Here is a 19033-nt window from a genome sequence, read left to right as displayed (position 1 = left end):
AATGTTAGCCTAGAAAATATGAATAAGATAGTTAGCTTAATCGAGTACTTCGGGATTGAACTATATCGCCCCATTACGAGATTGCTACTTTCAAACTGGGAAGAGATTACAGATCGTATTAATAACTATACTGAATCAGATTGGATGATGGCTGATGAAATCCAGAAGACCACACCTACACTAGATCGCTTTTCTATTGCTATGCTCATCGAAGTCTTAGAAGGTGAGGATACGTTGAATCAAGCGGAAAATGTAGGTCGTCGTTTGACGGATGAAGAAATGAAAGCCATCCGTAAACATCAGGATGAACAGTAATGAAGCATAGTACATATAATTACGAGGGGGGGCAATCATTTAAAGTGGAGGCGCCCTTTGTGCCTACAGGAGACCAACCTACTGCGATTCAATCCTTAACAGAGGGGATTGAACGTGGTGAATGGGCTCAAGTCTTGCTTGGTGCTACTGGCACAGGTAAGACATTTACGATGGCAAAAGTTATCGAGGCAGTTCAAAAGCCGACCTTGATCATTGCTCACAATAAAACATTGGCGGCTCAATTATGTAGTGAATTTAAAAGTTTCTTTCCAAATAATGCGGTAGAATACTTTGTATCTTACTACGATTTTTATCAACCGGAGGCCTATATTCCTTCTAGTGATACATATATCGAGAAGGATGCGTCTATTAATGATGAAATCGATAAACTGCGACATAGTGCTACGATGAGCCTTTTTGAGCGCCGCGATGTCATTATCGTTGCCTCTGTTAGCTGTATTTATGGCTTAGGTGACCCTGAGGACTATTCTGATCTTGTATTGTCCTTGCGCTTAGGTCAAACTAAATCGCGCGATGAAATCTTATCTAAACTCGTAGATATTCAATATACGAGAAATGATATGAACTTTATCCGCGGTACCTTCCGTGTACAAGGGGATACAATTGATATTTTCCCTGCCGCTTATAGTGAAAGAGCCATTCGTGTGGAGCTCTTTGGTGATGAAATCGACCGCCTCGTAGAGGTAGATTCCTTGACGGGTGAAGTTATTGCGGAAAGAAAACACGTTGCTGTCTATCCAGCATCTCACTATGTAACGACGAAAGAGAAGATGAATATTGCTGTAGAGCGTATTGAAGCCGAATTAGATGAGCAGTTGGCGAAGTTAAAAGCTGCTGACCGTCTATTGGAGGCTCAGCGCTTAGAACAGCGTACCCGTTACGATATAGAAATGATGCAAGAAATGGGCTATTGCTCGGGCATCGAAAACTATTCCCGTCATATGTCTGAACGTAAGGCTGGGGAAGCACCGTTTACATTGATTGATTATTTCCCAGATGATTTCCTCATCATGGTGGACGAATCGCATGTGACGATGCCTCAAATTCGTGCTATGTATAATGGTGACCGTGCCCGTAAAGAATCTCTTATCGAATACGGTTTCCGTCTTCCTTCTGCATTAGATAATAGACCTCTTCAATTCGATGAATTTGTAGAGCGTATCAATCAAATTGTATACGTATCGGCTACACCTGGCCCATACGAAATGGAAGTAGAAACGAATATTGCAGAGCAAATCATTCGTCCTACGGGCCTATTAGATCCATCTATAGAAATTCGTCCTATTAAGGGGCAAATGGATGACTTGCTTGGAGAAATTCACAAACGAGCTGCCAAGAATGAACGGGTTCTTGTTACGACATTGACGAAGAAGATGGCTGAGGACTTAACGGAATTTTTGAAGGAAATGGGCGTACGAGTTCGTTACCTTCATTCCGATATTGTTACTATTGAGCGGGCTGAAATTATTCGTGATTTGCGGGCTGGCGTATTCGATGTATTAGTTGGTATCAACTTGCTTCGTGAAGGTCTCGATATGCCAGAGGTTTCCTTGGTTGCTATCTTAGATGCGGATAAGGAAGGTTTCTTGCGTTCCGATACGGCCATGATTCAAACTATAGGTCGTGCGGCTCGTAATGTGAATGGTCATGTTATCATGTACGCAGATCGTGTAACAGGTTCTATGCAACGAGCTATCGATGAAACCGATCGTCGTCGTGCCGTGCAAGAGACTTATAATATTGAACATAATATTACACCTAAATCTGTATCTAAAGACGTAAAAGAGCTTATCGAATTAACGAAAATCGAAGAAGATATGGTTACCGATGGAAAGGGACTTTCACCGAAAAAAGGAAACCAAAAAAAATCCTCAGAGGGCATGGACCATGGACACGAACCATATGTTCAAGATACATCAGCACCTAAGGTGGCAGATATAACACCGGAAGAATTGTACAATAAGATTGAAGAGCTAGATCGTCAAATGAAGGCCGCCGCCAAGCAGCTTGAATTTGAAACCGCGGCTAAGTTACGTGATCAATTGGGCGTATTACGTCAACAATGGTCCGATATGCATAGTGCAGGAGATAGCAAGTTGAAGAAACCTGCTTCTGCCAAATCTAGAAAAAGGACAGGTCTAAAAAGTAAATCTTAGGAGCAATTTTAAAAGATTGTAAGAAAACACATAGATTATATAGACTATATGTGCGATAATATACATATATTATTTCATGTTAGTAATCGGAGAGATGATGCCGTTTGGTATCATCTCTTTAAATAGGAAAGATAATGAAAGATCAATTGATTGTAAAAGGTGCGCGTCAGCATAACCTAAAAAATATTGATATATCCTTGCCACGTGATGAGTTTATCGTCTTAACTGGCCTCAGTGGTTCTGGTAAATCATCCTTAGCATTTGATACGATTTATGCAGAAGGGCAACGACGTTATGTTGAGTCCCTATCTGCGTATGCACGTCAATTTTTGGGACAAATGGATAAACCCGACGTCGATTATATTGAAGGTTTATCTCCAGCTATTTCTATCGACCAAAAGACTACCAGCCGTAATCCTCGTTCTACAGTGGGCACTGTTACGGAGATTTACGACTATTTACGTCTCTTATTTGCACGCGTAGGTCATGCACATTGCCCAGAGTGTGGTAAGCCTATTACCCAGCAAACAATACAACAAATGACCGATGATGTAATGAGCTTTCCAGAAGGTACTAAGGTTTTAGTGCTAGCCCCTATGATTCAAGGTAAAAAGGGGGAACATAAATCGGTATTTGAACAACTTCGCAAGGAAGGCTTTGTTCGTGCTCGAGTAGACGGTGTAGTACGTACCTTGGACGAAGAAATTGTATTAGAGAAAAATAAGAAGCATTCCATCGATATCGTTGTGGACCGTCTCGTTGTAAAAGAAGGCATTGAATCTCGGTTGGCTGACTCTATGGAGACCGCTTCAAAATGGGCAGAAGGCATCGTTGTGATTCAAGAGGTAGACGGACCTGAACACATGTATAGCCAACATTTTGCGTGCCCAGATTGTCATATTTCATTACCTAAAATTGAACCGCGTATGTTCTCCTTTAATAGTCCGTTTGGTGCGTGCCCATCTTGTTTAGGGATTGGTTCTACTATGGAGGTTGATGAGGAGCGCGTTATTCCAGATGGATCTATTAGCTTTGCCGATGGTTGCGTGCAAGCCTTGAGCTCCAATCCTAATGCGTGGTTTATGCGTCAAGTAGAAGGTCTATTAAAAGCTAATGGATATTCCTTAGACTCCACCTATGATGAATTGCCGAAAGCATTACAGAAAAAGGTGATGTACGGTACGACGGATAAGGTAAGTTTCACCTATGAAAATATGAGAGGTGAGATAAAGGAATTCTTTACTGAGTACGAAGGTATTTTACCGATGGTTAAGCGCCGTCATAGTGAAGCCTCTACAGACTCTATGCGTGAAGAATTTGAAAAGTTTATGTCTATTAAGCCGTGTACTACATGTCATGGGGCTCGTCTTAAACCTGAAGTATTAGCTATAACCGTAGGGGATAAGAATATCAACGAAGTAACGCAGTTAACTATTAAAGAAGCACTCGATTTCTTTGGTAATCTACAGCTAACTGAACGTGAACAAGTGATTGGTGCTCAAATTTTAAAGGAAATCAATGCTCGCCTTGGGTTCCTAAACAATGTAGGCCTTGATTATCTTACTATGAACCGTAGTGCAGGTACTTTGTCTGGTGGTGAAGCGCAACGTATTCGTCTAGCTACGCAAATCGGCTCTGGCTTGGTAGGTGTATTGTACATCCTAGACGAACCGTCCATAGGTCTACATCAACGAGATAATGATCGACTCATCGATACCTTAAAAGGCTTGCGGGACTTAGGTAATACCTTGCTCGTTGTAGAACACGACGAAGATACGATGCGTGCGGCTGACTATCTCGTGGACATTGGTCCAGGTGCAGGTGAGCATGGCGGTCAAATTATTGCCGCTGGTTCTGTTGACGAAGTTATGAAGGTAAAAGACTCTATTACTGGTCAGTATTTGAGTGGTCGTAAATTTATCGCTCTTCCGGAAGAACGCCGTAAACCAGGTAAGAACTGCATTGAAATTCGCGGTGCTAAGGAAAACAATTTACAAAATGTAAATGTAAAATTCCCTATTGGATTGTTTAATGTTGTTACTGGTGTCAGCGGTTCTGGTAAGTCTACCTTGATTAATGAAATTCTCTACAAAGGTTTAGCTAATCAATTATATCGCTCTAACCACAAAGTAGGGGCTCATAAAGAAATCCGTGGTCTTGAATATATCGATAAAATCATCAATATAGACCAAAGTCCGATTGGCCGTACACCGCGCTCTAATCCAGCTACTTATACTGGTGTATTCGATGCCATACGCGAGCTCTATAGTCAAACACCGGAAGCAAAGATGCGTGGTTACAAACAAGGGCGCTTTAGCTTTAACGTAAAAGGTGGCCGCTGTGAAGCTTGTCGTGGTGATGGTATCATCAAAATTGAAATGCACTTCTTGCCAGATGTGTATGTACCTTGTGAGGTTTGTAAGGGAGCCCGTTATAACCGAGAAACCTTAGAGGTTAAATACAAAGGTAAATCTATTGCAGATGTACTAGATATGACGGTAGATGATGCGGTTGAGTTCTTCAGCGCTATTCCGAAGATCAATCGTAAAATGGTTACCTTGCAAGAGGTAGGTCTTGGCTATATTCGTTTAGGTCAAGCCGCAACAACCTTATCTGGTGGTGAAGCACAACGGGTTAAATTAGCTACTGAATTAGCTCGTCGCAGCACAGGTAAAACGCTATACATCCTAGATGAACCTACTACAGGTCTTCACGCCGAGGATATTCGCAAGTTATTACACGTATTGCAACAACTCGTAGAGGGTGGCGATACAGTTGTCGTTATCGAACATAATTTAGATGTTATTAAGATGGCTGATCACATTATTGATCTTGGTCCTGAAGGTGGTAATCGCGGAGGCACTATCGTGGCAATTGGTACGCCTGAGGAAATTGTTAAGGTGAAAGAAAGCTATACCGGGAAATTCTTAGGTCCTGTATTGGAACAGACTAAGAAATTTATGAAAGCTGCAAAAAATAAGAAATAAAACATCTAAAAATCTACAAGGAAAGGAGGAAATATGCCGTCTAAAGAATTACTGGAAAAGGTTAGCCATTTGCCAACTACACCAGGCGTATATTTGTGGCGTGATCAATATAACCGAATTATTTATGTAGGTAAGGCTATTAACTTGCGAAATCGTGTGCGTTCCTATGTGCGTAACGATGCAAATCGCGCACCAAAGGTTACGGCCATGATGAAACGTGCCGTCGATGTGGAAGTCATTCAAACAAAAACGGAGATGGAAGCGCTCATCTTGGAGAATACACTTATCAAGGAGCATGAACCGAAATATAACATTAGACTTCGTGATGATAAGACATACCCATATGTAAAAGTCTCTGTGCAAGAGGATTACCCACGCGTATATATGACGCGGCGTTTAGAGCGGGACGGAGCCAAGTACTTTGGCCCTTTTACAGATGTCACATCTGTTCATGTGGTACTGAAATTAATACGACAGTACTATCCATTGCGTACCTGTAAGTCTATGAAGGTAGAACGCCCATGCTTACAGTATCATATGCATTACTGCGAGGCGCCGTGTTTTAATAAAATATCGGTACCCGATTATCGGAAGTATATTGACGAAATCATAGAACTTTTTGAAGGTAAACCTATACCATTGCTAAAGGAAATTAAATCAAAGATGGAGGCTGCTGCAGAAGATTTGCGCTTTGAAGATGCTGCGCGTTATCGTGATCAATTGTCTAGCATTGAAAAGATACAAGAAAAGCAACGCATGGTTACCCAACGTGGCGACTTAGACGTCTTAGGATTGGCTGTAGATACATCGATGGCCTGTGTACAGTTGCTATTCATCCGCGGTGGTCGTCTGTTAGGCCGTGAGAATTACTTTGTGCAACATGATGGCGATAGTTCAGAAACCATTATGACAGACTTTATCAAGCAATACTATGGAGATACAAACTTTATTCCTAAAGAGTTGTTACTACCTATGGAGAGTACAGATAGGGACTTATTAACGGAATGGTTTACACAGTTAAAAGGTCAACACGTAAATGTATCTGTGCCACAACGTGGCTATAAGATGGATATGATCAAGATGGCTCATGAAAATGCGGAAACTTTCCTTGAAGAACGTCGTCGTCAGTGGCAGCACCAAATCGATAAGACTGGCGGGGCGGTTAAGAAGCTAGCCGAGATTCTCGACTTACCACGTTTACCCGAACGTATGGAGTGTTTTGATATATCTCATACACAAGGAACTGAAACGGTGGCTTCTATGGTTGTTTTTGAAGGTGGCAAGCCTGCGAAGAAAGAATATCGCCGCTTTAAACTGAAAACTACACAAGGCAAACCTGATGATTTTAAATCGATGGCTGAAATTATGGAACGACGTTATGGTAATGAAACAGATTGGCCTATGCCAGACCTCATTATTATCGATGGTGGTAAAGGTCAGCTCAATGCGGCCTTGCCGTTAATCCGTGCCGTTGGTGTTACAGATGTGCCAGTTATCTCCTTGGCTAAGCGTATTGAAGAGGTCTTTGTAGAGGGACAATCTGAAAGTATCATTTTGAGTCATCACACGCCGGAGCTTCAATTACTTCAACAAATTCGTGATGAAGCGCATCGCTTTGCCATTACCTATCACCGTAAGTTGCGCGGTAAGCGAAATCTTGAATCTATTCTTGATCATATTGAAGGTATCGGGCCTAAACGCCGTAAGGCCTTATGGGCTCACTTTAATAGTTTAGAGGCCATGAAAGAGGCATCTATCGATGAACTTTTAAAGGTAGAATCTATGAATTATAAGACGGCAGAAACACTATATAATTTCTTCCGTATGTCCAAAGTAGAGAAACAAGAGGCTCTAAAATAAAAAAATCACCTATTGATTACTTACACTTGAGCGTAATCAATAGGTGATTTTATTATTCTACAATAGTTCTAGGTTTGTAATGTTGTATGTAGTATGTGCGAAGTGTAAATAATATACCCGCAACTACTACGCTAGCCAACAAACCAATCCATACGCCAAATGGTCCATAATTAGGATTTTTGGCAAGAGTATAAGCTGTTGGGAAACATACGCCCCAATAAGATATGAGCGAGATGTAAAGAACTATTTTTACATCCTTGTAGGCTCTTAGAATACCTTGTAATGGAGTACCTATGGCATCAATAGCTGCAAAAAATACGCCATACCCGAGGAAGTGATAAATAAGCTCATATACTTCATCATCGTTGGTGAATAAATCAGCAATATTATCCATATGGGTGAACGTAAAGGCGCATATAAGAACAGCTATAATGATAGCTAATACACGAGAAATATAAGAGTACTGGATGGCTTCCTTTTTTCGTCCTGCACCGAGTTCATAAGCAACGGCAATGGTAGAGGACATGGCGATACTTAATGGTAAGCAGTAGAATACATTAGTAAAAGAAATGACAGATTGATGAGCTGCTACTACAGCAGATCCAAAGTGAACCATTAAGAGCCCAGCAATACTAAAGATACTAGCTTCAAAAAAGATAGAAAAACCTATGGGAATACCAACTTGTAATTGTTCACGGATATAGTGAAAATTCGGGCTATGGAAATCTTTATAGATGCGATAGCCTTTTAACTTAGGATGCAATAGAATGACTAAGCTAAATAGAACTAAGTTTGTCCAACAGGCACCAGCAATACCGTAGCCAGCACCAACACCACCAATTTCAGGAAAACCGTAATGACCAAAGATGAGTGCATAATTTAAGAATACGTTAATCACAAAGCTTGTAAAGACGATGGCCATGGAGTAATGCGTTAATCCGTGAGAATCGACAGTGTTACGCAAGGTATTTACCCAGAGTAATGGGAATAAACCAAGTGCAAAGGCTTTCAGATAACTAATACATACCTCGGTGGCAGCCGGCTCAAGATTTAAATATGTCAATAAAGGGCGTAAGCCGAATATACCGATTAGTAAAATTAAAAATGCTAGTCCTGTACCGATGAAAAGGCCTTGATGAAAGATTATTGGGATATCATCTGTTTTCTTAGCTCCTAATAGTTGAGAAATAATTGGTGTGATACCCATTAATGTACCTTGTGCAAAGATATAGAAGAGGAGCCACAAATTATATCCCGTAGCAACACCAGCTAAATCAGTCGTACTATATTGCCCCGTTAAAAAGATGGCGATAAAGGTCGCCCCAATCAGGGAAAATTGAGTGATGCACATTGGAGTAAATAGTTTTATAAACAACCATAATTTTTGCAGTATAGAATATGTTTGATACATACTAACCTCCCTAGTAACGATATACTATACCATACCATAAAGTAGCTTAATTTAATAGCCAAAACCTAAGGGGAAAAGGAATTAAATTTATAAAAAAATAGAGCCCATATTGTGATTATGTAAGGGGAGAAATGACCTTATATAAACTATCTTATTTAATAAGAAAGAATTATGATAAAAACGTATATATATGTTGATAATTGAATTTTACACTACTTTACTATATCGATTATAATATATATACTATTGTTTTATTCTAAGGAGGATACATTGGACATCTTAACTGTACAAGGCTTATTAGCGATGCTTCAAATCATCGTTATTGATATTTTATTAGCTGGTGATAATGCCATCGTTATTGGTATGGCGGCTCGCAACCTACCCGCACATTTACAGAAGAAGGCGATTTTCTGGGGCACAGCTGGCGCTATTATTTTACGTCTTGTTATGGCATTCCTATTTGTAGAGGCATTGAACAATATTCCTGCTCTTCGTTTAGTTGGTGGTATCCTTCTTTTATGGATCGGTTATAAGCTTGTTGTTGATGATGATAGCGAGCACAATATCGAGGCTAAAGATAACTTGCGCGCTGCTATCATGACCATTGTTATTGCAGATGGAATTATGGGTATTGATAATGTTATTGGTGTAGTTGGTGCCGCTAGTGGCAATATGACATTAGTTGCTGTCGGTATGCTTATTACAGTACCTATTATCATTTATGGTAGTACTTTATTTGTAAAAGTTATCGAACGCTTTCCAATCATCCTTTACGTTGGTGGCGGTATCCTTGCCTGGGTGGGTGCAGCGATGAGTGTGGAAGATAAATTAATTTCACATACCGTAGAACCGTATGCATTACTCATTAAAATTGGTGCTGTTATTCTCGTAGTAGGGGCATCTTTGTTAGTAAAGAAACTTAAGAAATAATGTAACATATCTCTTCTTCTAGTCATAGGAGGAGAGATATTTTTTTCGTAAAAGTATAGTTATTATAAAGAACCTTATAGGCTAATCTTAAGAATAACAGTGGTAGTCTAAGAGCTTTCTTTTAGATGAGAAAATAGAGAATTTGTGGTATAGTTAAGGGATAGTTATAGAATCAGCTGAGTGAATTGAGGTAAGTATAGAATGGAATTTTTAGAAGCTGCAACGTGGATAACGATTAGTAAAATTATTTTGATCGATATTTTATTGGCAGGAGATAATGCCGTTGTTATTGGTATGGCAGCGGGTAAATTGGCACCAGAATTACAAAAGAAAGCCGTTATCTGGGGTACAGTAGGGGCTATTGGAATGCGCCTTCTATTTGCTACTCTTTTAGTGGAAGCACTTACTTTAATACCTCTTATTCACTTAGGTGGTGGCCTTGTACTTGTATGGATTGCCATTCAACTCTTAAAAGGTGGAGATGAAGATGCACATATCGAAGCTAAGAATTCCTTAATGGGAGCTATTTGGACAATCATTGTGGCTGATGCGATGATGAGTATCGATAATGTAATTGGCGTAGTTGGTGCCGCTAAAGGACATTTAGAGCTTGTTATTGTTGGTATGTTGATTACTGTTCCAATCATTGTGTTCTGCTCTACACTATTTGCTCGTATCATCAATAAGTTCCCTATTATCCTTTGGGCTGGTGGTGCTTTATTAGGTTGGGTTGCTGGTGAAATGATTGTGGAAGATCCACTTCTTATGCCATATATTCAAGGTGAAGAATTACTCGTGAAATTTGGCACTGTATTCTTTGTACTTATCGTAACTGGCATGATTAAAATTTGGAAGAAAAGAGACTCGTAATGAACGGTACAAGTCGTACATCTAGTAAGAAAAAATCTAAACAACAACGTAGAAACGGTAATTGTGTGAATACAGGTCAATCAGTTACTAGTACATTATCTAAGAAGCAACAAGCTATATTCAATGCTCCAGTTAAGTTAGGTGATGAGGTCTTAGTTACTATTCATGGTATCGGCAGTAGTGGTGAAGGTGTAGGTCGTGTAGACGAGTTTACAGTCTTTGTTCCCTTTGCCTTACCTGGAGAAACCGTTAAAATATCCATCAATATGGTGAAAAAGACTTATGCTACAGGACGACTATTAGAAATTGTCACTATGGCTCCTAATCGTATCGATCCGCGCTGTGATCTCTATGGCTTTTGTGGTGGATGTCAGTTGCAACACATTACCTATGAAGGCCAGCTTTCACTAAAAACACAAAAGGTGAAGGACGTTATCGAACGCATTGCTCATCAAAACCCAGATCTTGTTAAACCTACTCTAGGACCTAAAAATCCCTGGGCATATCGCAATAAGATGCAAATGCCTGTAGGAGGGACTAAAGGCGATATTCAAATGGGTTTCTATGCGATGGGATCTCACGATATCGTACAAGGTACGAATTGTCCAATACAATCTGAAGGCAATAATAGCATTGCTCAAGCTTGCTATCAAATTGCTAAAGAATTTGATATCGAACCGTATGATGAACATACGGGAAAAGGTGTATTACGCCATGTAATCGGTCGTATTGGACAATCTGGATGGATGATTATCCTTGTAACCGCTACAGAACATTTGCCGCATCAAGAAAAGTGGGTAGAAAAATTAATTGAACGAGTTCCCCAAGTAGAAACCATTGTTCATAACGTAAATGGGAAGCGTACAAATGTTATATTAGGGCCTAAAAATAGTCTTCTTTATGGGGCTGGAACGATTACAGACCATATTAAAGATTTACGGTTTACCTTATCTCCACATTCCTTTTTCCAAGTTAATCCTGAACAAACTACGGTGCTTTATGATCAAGCACTAGCGTATGCAGACCTAAAAGGAACCGAAATCGTTATCGATGCGTATTGTGGTACGGGTACTATTTCATTATTCCTTGCGCATAAAGCAAAACATGTTATCGGTATAGAAATCGTAGAACCAGCGATTATCAATGCTCGTGAAAATGCACGACGCAATGGCTATGATAATACAGAGTTTATCGTTGCCGATGCGGCCGTAGAAATGCCAAAACTCTATAAAGCAGGCGTACGACCTGACGTTATCGTATTCGATCCAATTCGCGCAGGCTGTAAAGAAGAAGTACTAACTTCTGCAGCTAGCATGGAACCAAAACGCATTGTCTACGTATCCTGTAACCCAGCTACCATGGCACGAGACATTGAAATCCTCACACACTACGGCTATGAACTCAAAGAAGTACAACCTGTAGACATGTTTCCAATGACGGCACACGTTGAGGCAGTAGCTTTGCTTACTAGGAACGAAGTGACGCAGTAAGCATTAGCATTATCCTTGTACTCGGTATTTGATAATGCTGAGGGCAGAGTATGAATTATAACATTAAATGCCTCTAATAAATATGTGTTGTTTCTGGACTGTTTATCGCTTATGTACTTTTTAATATATATGAGGTAATCATTATGACAACTTCTAATATGAAGGTTACTATTTTATGTCCTATAGAAATTGTGTGGGATACAGTGACGAATCTAAAAGATTTTTCCTGGAGAAGCGATTTAAAAGATGTAAAAATTATAGATGAGCATAATTTTATAGAGATTGCTAAGAATGGAATCGAAACTTATTTTAGGATTACAGAATGTATTAAATACCAGTCATGGATATTTGAGATAGAAAACAAAAATATTAAGGGGACGTGGGTTGGAAAATTCTTCTCAAAGGGTGATAAAACGATTCTGGATTTTACTGAAAATGTTATCTCTAAAAAAATAATATTTAAACCATTTATAAGTTTATATTTGAAACGACAACAAAGAATATATTTTAAGGATTTAAAAGTGAAACTAAATTGTAAAGAAGCTAGTTTTATTTAGAGCGCACTAAATAAATATAACCATATATACTAGAAATAATATTATTTTTAGTAAAAATAAAAAAATATCATTATTATAACTTATTAATTTGGACTATTTTATCTATTATTTTTCTTAATAGTAACATATAATATAGTTGATTTGTATTATTATGTATGGTTTTGAAAGGATTGATAAGTTTCATGATTATTTTATTAGGTTTTATTGTTTTATTAGCCTGCTTAATTGTAGGTGTTAGATATGGTGGCCTAGGACTTGCTGCTATATCAGGTTTAGGTCTTGCCTTTTTTGTATTTGTAATTGGTTTGGTTCCAGGAAAACCACCTATTGATGTAATGTTGACTATTATGGCAGTTGTTACATGCTCTGGTTTTTTACAAGCTTCTAAAGGTTTAGATGTAATGCTAGTTTATGCTGAAAAACTTCTACGTAAAAATCCGAAGCAGATTACAATTTTGGCACCTATAACAACTTGGTTTTTGACTGTTCTTTGCGGTACGGGTCACGTTGTATATACAATGTTCCCAATTATTTATGATATTGCAATCAAAGAAGGTATTCGTCCAGAACGACCTATGGCTGTATCATCTATTGCTTCTCAAATGGGGGTATGTGCTTCACCGGCATCCGTTGCAGTCGTATCCGTTGTTGCTATGTTGGTAGCAGCTAACTTCCCAGCTAGTGTAGTAACAATCTTGGCAATTACAATTCCAGCTACTTTCTGTGGTGTTATTGTTGCTGGTATTTGGAGCATGCGTCGTGGCAAAGATCTTGCAAATGATCCAGACTTTCAAGAACGTATTAAAAATCCTGAGCAACGTGCGTACATTTATGAAGAAAATAAAGAAGCAAGTGTTAAAACTGAACTTCCACATACTGCATATTGGGCAACAACAATTTTTCTACTAGGTATTATTATTATTGCTCTCTTTGGTAGTTTCCCTGAACAATTGTTACCACTTGTTCCAAATGCTAAAGGCGTATGGAAACCCTTATCCATGACACCAACTATTCAAATTTCTATGCTTGTAATCGCTGCGATTATTCTTCTTGTGTGCAAGGTAAAAGTTAGTGATGTAACGAATGGTTCTGTATTTAAATCTGGTATGATTGCAGTTATCTCTGTTTATGGTGTAGCTTGGATGGCAGAAACATATTTCGGTGCTTACATTCCACAATTTAAAACTACATTGTCTGGTATCGTTGTAGCGTATCCATGGACATATGCTTTTGTGCTATTCTTGATTTCTAAACTGGTAAACTCGCAAGCGGCAGCACTTGCTATTGTAGTGCCAATGGGCCTTAGTGTTGGAGTAGATCCTCTCATTATTTTATCCTTTGTGCCAGCTTGTTATGCTTACTTTATTTTACCAACTTATCCATCAGACCTTGCATGTATTGGATTTGACCGTTCTGGTACAACGCGCATTGGTAAGTTTGTAATCAACCATAGTTTTATACTTCCTGGTTGTATCGGTGTCTTTACAAGTTGTGTTGTTGGCTATTTTATCGCTCACGCACTTTTCTAAGATATATTTACAAAAGAGACTATATAATTATTCAGTTTGTATAGGAATCGAAAAAGGTACAACAGTAAATGTTGTACCTTTTTTATACATATTATTTGAGGTGATCACTGTGGCAATTTCTAATATGAAAGTTATTCTTTTATGTCCAATAGAAACAGTGTGGGATGCGGTCACGAATCTAAATGATTTTGCTTGGAGAAGTGATTTAAAGGATATAAGAATTATAGATGAGCATAACTTTATAGAGATTAGTAAGAATGGTATAGAAACTTATTTTAGAGTCACAGAATGTATTAAATATCAATCCTGGGCATTTGAGATAGAAAATAAAAATATTAGAGGGACTTGGGTAGGAAAATTTTATTCCAAGGGAGATAAAACTATCTTAGAGTTTACTGAAAATATTGTCTCTAAAAAATTAATATTTAAGCCATTTATAAGCTTATATTTGAAACGACAACAAAAAATATATTTTAGAGACTTAAAAGTAAAACTAAATTGTGCAGAATCTGGTTTTATGTAGAAAGTAGTTTTGTAGATTTATAATGAGAGAAAAGAACTATGTTAGTAACTAATAAAATGAATTCTAAAAGACAACAAATTAAGAAAGTAAATCGTTTTGGTGCATCTGTAACTGTTTGTGTTTTTGCATTAACAGTTGGAGCTGCTATTTTATTGAGTGTGCCAACTGTAGAGGCAGCAGGTCAAGTAATAGGCGGCTATACCTTCGGTAATCAAGCAGTAGATGATGGCAGTGTTGTCGTAGGTGGCGGCAAAGATAAGGAACCTAATTTTGCGGAAGGTGAAAATAGCGTTGTTGTTGGTGGTACAAAGAATGCAGCAGAAGGAGCATATACTACTATCGTAGGTGGATTACAGAATATAGTTCACGAAGAAATTAAGAATGGTGCTATTCTCGGTGGTAAAAAGAATCAAATTGAAGCTGTTGGTACTTTAGTAGGTAATTATGCAACAATCAGTGGTGGTGAAGATAATATTGCTTATGGAGAGTCTTCTTCTATCTCTGGCGGTAATGCCAATGGGACCTATGGTTTGCATAGCTCTATTGCTGGCGGTCGTGGTAACAACGCAGGTGGTGAAATTGGTTCTGTCATTGGGGGTTCCCAAAATAATGCGGATGGTCATGGTAGTACTCTAGCTGGTGGTTTAGGAAATACTGGTGTAGGTATGTGGTCATCTGTATTCGGCGGCAGTAAAAATGAAGCAGTAGGAACTGGTGCTTCTATTCTTGGTGGTGGTGGTCGTCAGTTTACAGGCCGAAAATTTATTACTCACAAAAATATTGCTAATGGTGAATATAGTACGATTGTAGGTAGTCGAGATGCTAGAACTGTAGCAAACGGTAGTACCGTTCTTGGTGGTTCTAATGGTTTAACACTTGGTGTGGCATCTACATCTATCGGTGGTGGTTTTACTGGTGATAAGGCAGAAAATAGTGTGGCACTAGGTCATAAAGCAGGCACTACTGTTAAATATGGGACTGCAATAGGTCATGAAAGCGTAGCTACAGAAGAAGGGACCATAGCATTTGGTCACGATGCTGGTGATGTATCTGGGTACACTGTTAAATATCCTGATAAAGAAATAACTACGCATTTAGGTTATAAAAAAACTGTTCCAGATTATGATAAAGAACCGACAGTAACACCTACTACATACACTGATGCGAAGTATAATCGATTGGTAAAAGTAGCTGATGGTGTAGATGAACATGATGTAGTAACAGTGGGTCAGTTAAAGTCTTCCACAGGTCAATTAGAAAGCACAGTAGATCAATTGGAATCTACTGTAGGTCAATTGCAAGCTGTAGGCACAAATTTAGATACTAAAGTAAATAAAGCAACAGCATCTAGCTATGCTCTTGCAGCATTACATCCGAACTTCTCTGGAGATGAAACAGGATTAGGTGTAGCTGTTGGATTTGGTCATTTCCATGGTAAAACAGCTACTGCGTTAGGCGCATTCTATCGTCCAAGCCGTAATGTACAGCTCAATGTAGGCACTGTTCTTGGAAATGGTAATTCAGGTTTTAATGGTGGTTTAAGCTTTAAAGTAGGATCTGAATCTAAAGGGACATCTACATCTACAGATGCTAGAATAGCCGAATTAGAAAGACGAATTCTTGAATTAGAACAAGCGAAGAAATAATATATATATTAGTAGAAGCTCTTCACTTTATGCGAAGAGCACTCATACTTATAAATGTAATATAATTAGAATAAATAGATGTATTATGTTCGTTGAGGTATGTGGTGTGGGACTAATTTTAGATATTGATAAAATAATGTACCAATTGAGTAGGTGGAGACCAATATTTCATTCGGAAGCAGACTTTCAATTTAGCTTAGCTTGGATGATTAAAGAACAATATCCAAATTGTGATATTAGACTAGAGTTTGTACCTGAATTTAATCCTAATTTACATCTCGATATTCTTGTTATATTAGATGGTAAATGGATTCCTATTGAGCTTAAATATACGACAAAAAAATGTATTAAAACTATAAATGATGAAGTGTATATGTTGAAGGAGCAAGGTGCTAAGGACCAAGGTTGTTATAACTACTTAAAAGATATAATGCGTATAGAGGAATTTAGGGATAAGAGTAATAAATTTATTGAAGGTTATACGATTAAGATAACTAGTGAGATGTCTTATTTAAAACCGCCCATAAAAGTAAATTGTACATATGCCGAATTTTCTATTGAGGATGGTTCTATAAAAACTGGGTGTATGAATTGGGCCGCTAATACAGGAGAAGGAACAATGCGTGGAATGGAAGCATCTATTGAATTAACTGGGATATATCCTATAAATTGGAAAGAATATTCTAAAGTTGATTATACTAATAGTGGTACTTTTATGTATCTTGTAAATAGGATAAGTAAATAAAATTAGGAGATATATTATGTTTAAACCTATTCGTAAAAAGATAAATGAAATAGATCGTGCTGCTATAGAAGCTTTATTACAATCTAATCGTCGAGGTATTTTAGCCATGAACGGCGATAATGGGTACCCTTATGCTATTCCTATTAATTATTTTTATGACTGTGATAAGAAGAAAATTTATTTTCATGGAGCTAAAGCTGGTCATAAAGTAGATGCATTGAAAACTTCAGATAAGATATGCTTTACCGTATATGGTAATGAGTGTATTGATGAATCTGAATCTTGGGCGCCGTATGTACAAAGTGTAGTCGTATTTGGAAAATGTCGTTTGTTAGAGGCCGGTTCAGAATCTATAGAGCGATTAAAAGAATTTGCTATGAAGTATTATCCTGATGAGACTTTAGCTGATGAACAAATTGCTCGTAATGGGCGAGCAACACAAATGTTTGAAATTACCATCGAACATATGAGTGGTAAACAAGTACAAGAGAAATAATAGATTAGCCCTTCACTTATGTGAAGGGCTTTTACTATACACTCATACTTATAAATATAATATAATGTAATTAGTAATAATCATTTTAAAAATATAGTTCGTGGGAGAGAGACATGATAAAGTTAAAGAATTTAGGTACATTTGAAGCTGTAACTCATATCGTAACAGATATCGTAAAGGAGAGTCGATACATATGATAGATACCTTTGAGAAAAAATATACGGATTGGTCCATTGATGTGGGTGAGTACAAATATGAAGGGATTACATTGAATGAGGTTGAGCAAAATCTATATGCTATTGAAGATCAAGAGCAAGATTTTGTAGTTATATCACCATTAAATGCAATCTTAATAGATAATAAAAAGTATAACTTTGTACAAGTTTGTAGTGATCAAGATACCGATTTATTACATATAGAGCTTAGTGCAACTAATGATGGCGAACAGGGCGCTATTATATATGGTAAAAATGAGCTAGGACATCAAGAGGTATTACAGATCATAGAAGAATTTATTGCACATCATAAGGTACCATCGTTAGATGATTGGGAAATTGTGTTAGATTTAAGACCGAAGATGGAAAGCTATATAAAAGGAACAGAAAATGACTAATCTTGCAATATATGATGAACAGTTAAGGCAATATACCATATCCTACGAAGGAATACAGTTTTGCTGGGATGAGAAACCAACAGATGCTAATTTAGATACGGCAAAGCTATTAGCTGTTAATTACCATAAGAATATAGATGCAATTGCAACTTTCATTTATAACGAAATACAAGATTGGTATGGTGATGTAACTATTGATGACGTGAAAACACGTATTGGTATGCCTATTATTGAACCAGAACGTGATGCTGTGACCTATTGCGAGCAAACCTTTGATGATACCCATATCTTTTCTTTTACATTTTGGGATGATGAATTCAAAGATTTACATTATTTTGCCATAGATGGATGATATATTTTCCATGATTTTGCTATTATGACTTATATGTGGAGTCTATTATGTTATATACACCTAATAACATTTTGTATAAGTATATTCGCTATCGATTTAGACGAATTCAGATTCAGTGCAATATGTTATATGATATAGCACCAGAGGAAGAAGATGAGATTTGTCGTAATCTATTAAAAAAGAGAGCGAAGATATTAATTCCAGCTGGCATATTATATTTTTTGCTTTTTGGGGTTATCTTTGCTTGGCTAGTAGGAACAAGTGAGGAATTAAATCCATTAATGCAATGGGAATTAAGAGTAATAGACTATGTTATACCCATTTTAAATACCATAGATATTAAGTGGTATGCATATCCTCTAGATCTATTATGGGTAGCAATTATATTAGCGCCTATAGCGATTATAAATGCATCTCCTTATATCATTTTTTCTTATATTGTAGATACCATATTAATACGACATGAAGTAAAAGCTTTAATCAAAACTTATTCTATAAATGAGTAATTAAGAATTTAGATTATATCGGTTTA

At 37.7% G+C, this 19033-nt stretch carries 17 protein-coding genes; 16 read left to right on the top strand and 1 reads right to left on the bottom strand.

Features of this window, described 5'->3' with window-relative positions:
* The first annotated feature begins 18 nt into the window (after nucleotides 1-18).
* The 4 genes from VPHSUH08_RS01470 (at nucleotide 19) to uvrC (ending at nucleotide 7339) form a co-directional block, all read left to right on the top strand.
* Nucleotides 19-315 carry a hypothetical protein gene (locus VPHSUH08_RS01470; RefSeq protein ID WP_233189853.1) on the top strand — a complete coding sequence of 99 codons (297 nt, stop codon included), beginning with the start codon at nucleotides 19-21 and terminating at the stop codon, nucleotides 313-315.
* Nucleotides 315-2492, top strand: a complete 2178-nt coding sequence (gene uvrB, locus VPHSUH08_RS01465) for an excinuclease ABC subunit UvrB (protein WP_105086560.1) — start codon at nucleotides 315-317, stop codon at nucleotides 2490-2492. Before VPHSUH08_RS01470 ends, uvrB begins: the two co-directional genes overlap by 1 nt.
* A 134-nt stretch (nucleotides 2493-2626) precedes the next feature.
* The gene (uvrA, locus tag VPHSUH08_RS01460) at nucleotides 2627-5479 is read left to right on the top strand and encodes an excinuclease ABC subunit UvrA (RefSeq protein WP_105086559.1); all 2853 of its coding nucleotides are present in this window, start codon (nucleotides 2627-2629) and stop codon (nucleotides 5477-5479) included.
* Nucleotides 5480-5512: 33 nt separating this feature from the next.
* Complete coding sequence (gene uvrC, locus VPHSUH08_RS01455) at nucleotides 5513-7339, top strand: excinuclease ABC subunit UvrC (protein WP_008600680.1); 1827 nt, start codon at nucleotides 5513-5515, stop codon at nucleotides 7337-7339.
* Between the two features lie 52 nt (nucleotides 7340-7391).
* Here uvrC and VPHSUH08_RS01450 read toward each other — a convergent pair whose 3' ends face one another.
* Nucleotides 7392-8750, bottom strand: a complete 1359-nt coding sequence (locus tag VPHSUH08_RS01450) for an MATE family efflux transporter (RefSeq protein ID WP_008600681.1) — start codon at nucleotides 8748-8750, stop codon at nucleotides 7392-7394.
* Between the two features lie 270 nt (nucleotides 8751-9020).
* Here VPHSUH08_RS01450 and VPHSUH08_RS01445 point away from each other — a divergent pair, with 270 nt between their 5' ends.
* The 12 genes from VPHSUH08_RS01445 (at nucleotide 9021) to VPHSUH08_RS01390 (ending at nucleotide 19007) form a co-directional block, all read left to right on the top strand.
* On the top strand, nucleotides 9021-9680 hold the full coding sequence (locus VPHSUH08_RS01445; protein ID WP_039964892.1) for a TerC family protein: 660 nt from the start codon (nucleotides 9021-9023) through the stop codon (nucleotides 9678-9680).
* 201 nt (nucleotides 9681-9881) lie between these two features.
* The gene (locus VPHSUH08_RS01440) at nucleotides 9882-10550 is read left to right on the top strand and encodes a TerC family protein (protein WP_008600684.1); all 669 of its coding nucleotides are present in this window, start codon (nucleotides 9882-9884) and stop codon (nucleotides 10548-10550) included.
* Complete coding sequence (rlmD, locus tag VPHSUH08_RS01435; protein WP_008600686.1) at nucleotides 10550-12040, top strand: 23S rRNA (uracil(1939)-C(5))-methyltransferase RlmD; 1491 nt, start codon at nucleotides 10550-10552, stop codon at nucleotides 12038-12040. Before VPHSUH08_RS01440 ends, rlmD begins: the two co-directional genes overlap by 1 nt.
* A 143-nt stretch (nucleotides 12041-12183) precedes the next feature.
* The gene (locus tag VPHSUH08_RS01430; RefSeq protein WP_008600688.1) at nucleotides 12184-12597 is read left to right on the top strand and encodes a hypothetical protein; all 414 of its coding nucleotides are present in this window, start codon (nucleotides 12184-12186) and stop codon (nucleotides 12595-12597) included.
* 182 nt (nucleotides 12598-12779) lie between these two features.
* Entirely contained in the window at nucleotides 12780-14126 is a 1347-nt protein-coding gene (locus VPHSUH08_RS01425) for an anaerobic C4-dicarboxylate transporter (protein WP_083791374.1), read from the top strand.
* A 109-nt stretch (nucleotides 14127-14235) separates the two neighbouring features.
* Nucleotides 14236-14649 carry a polyketide cyclase gene (locus VPHSUH08_RS01420; protein ID WP_039964895.1) on the top strand — a complete coding sequence of 138 codons (414 nt, stop codon included), beginning with the start codon at nucleotides 14236-14238 and terminating at the stop codon, nucleotides 14647-14649.
* Nucleotides 14650-14687: 38 nt separating this feature from the next.
* On the top strand, nucleotides 14688-16295 hold the full coding sequence (locus VPHSUH08_RS01415; RefSeq protein ID WP_105086558.1) for a YadA-like family protein: 1608 nt from the start codon (nucleotides 14688-14690) through the stop codon (nucleotides 16293-16295).
* Between the two features lie 106 nt (nucleotides 16296-16401).
* Entirely contained in the window at nucleotides 16402-17040 is a 639-nt protein-coding gene (locus VPHSUH08_RS01410) for a hypothetical protein (RefSeq protein ID WP_105086557.1), read from the top strand.
* Between the two features lie 16 nt (nucleotides 17041-17056).
* On the top strand, nucleotides 17057-17536 hold the full coding sequence (locus tag VPHSUH08_RS01405) for a pyridoxamine 5'-phosphate oxidase family protein (RefSeq protein WP_008600697.1): 480 nt from the start codon (nucleotides 17057-17059) through the stop codon (nucleotides 17534-17536).
* 193 nt (nucleotides 17537-17729) lie between these two features.
* Nucleotides 17730-18149: a hypothetical protein gene (locus VPHSUH08_RS01400; protein ID WP_008600698.1), complete on the top strand. Its 420-nt coding sequence runs from the start codon at nucleotides 17730-17732 to the stop codon at nucleotides 18147-18149.
* Nucleotides 18142-18501 carry a hypothetical protein gene (locus tag VPHSUH08_RS01395; RefSeq protein WP_008600700.1) on the top strand — a complete coding sequence of 120 codons (360 nt, stop codon included), beginning with the start codon at nucleotides 18142-18144 and terminating at the stop codon, nucleotides 18499-18501. Before VPHSUH08_RS01400 ends, VPHSUH08_RS01395 begins: the two co-directional genes overlap by 8 nt.
* Before the next feature lie 47 nt (nucleotides 18502-18548).
* Nucleotides 18549-19007, top strand: coding sequence for a glycosyl transferase family 4 (locus VPHSUH08_RS01390; protein ID WP_105086556.1), 459 nt, complete (start codon nucleotides 18549-18551; stop codon nucleotides 19005-19007).
* Nucleotides 19008-19033: the final 26 nt, after the last annotated feature.

The sequence above is a fragment of the Veillonella sp. S13054-11 genome (genome assembly GCF_002959795.1).
GTDB lineage: Bacteria > Bacillota > Negativicutes > Veillonellales > Veillonellaceae > Veillonella > Veillonella parvula_E.
This window is presented reverse-complemented; position numbering and strand designations above follow the sequence as displayed.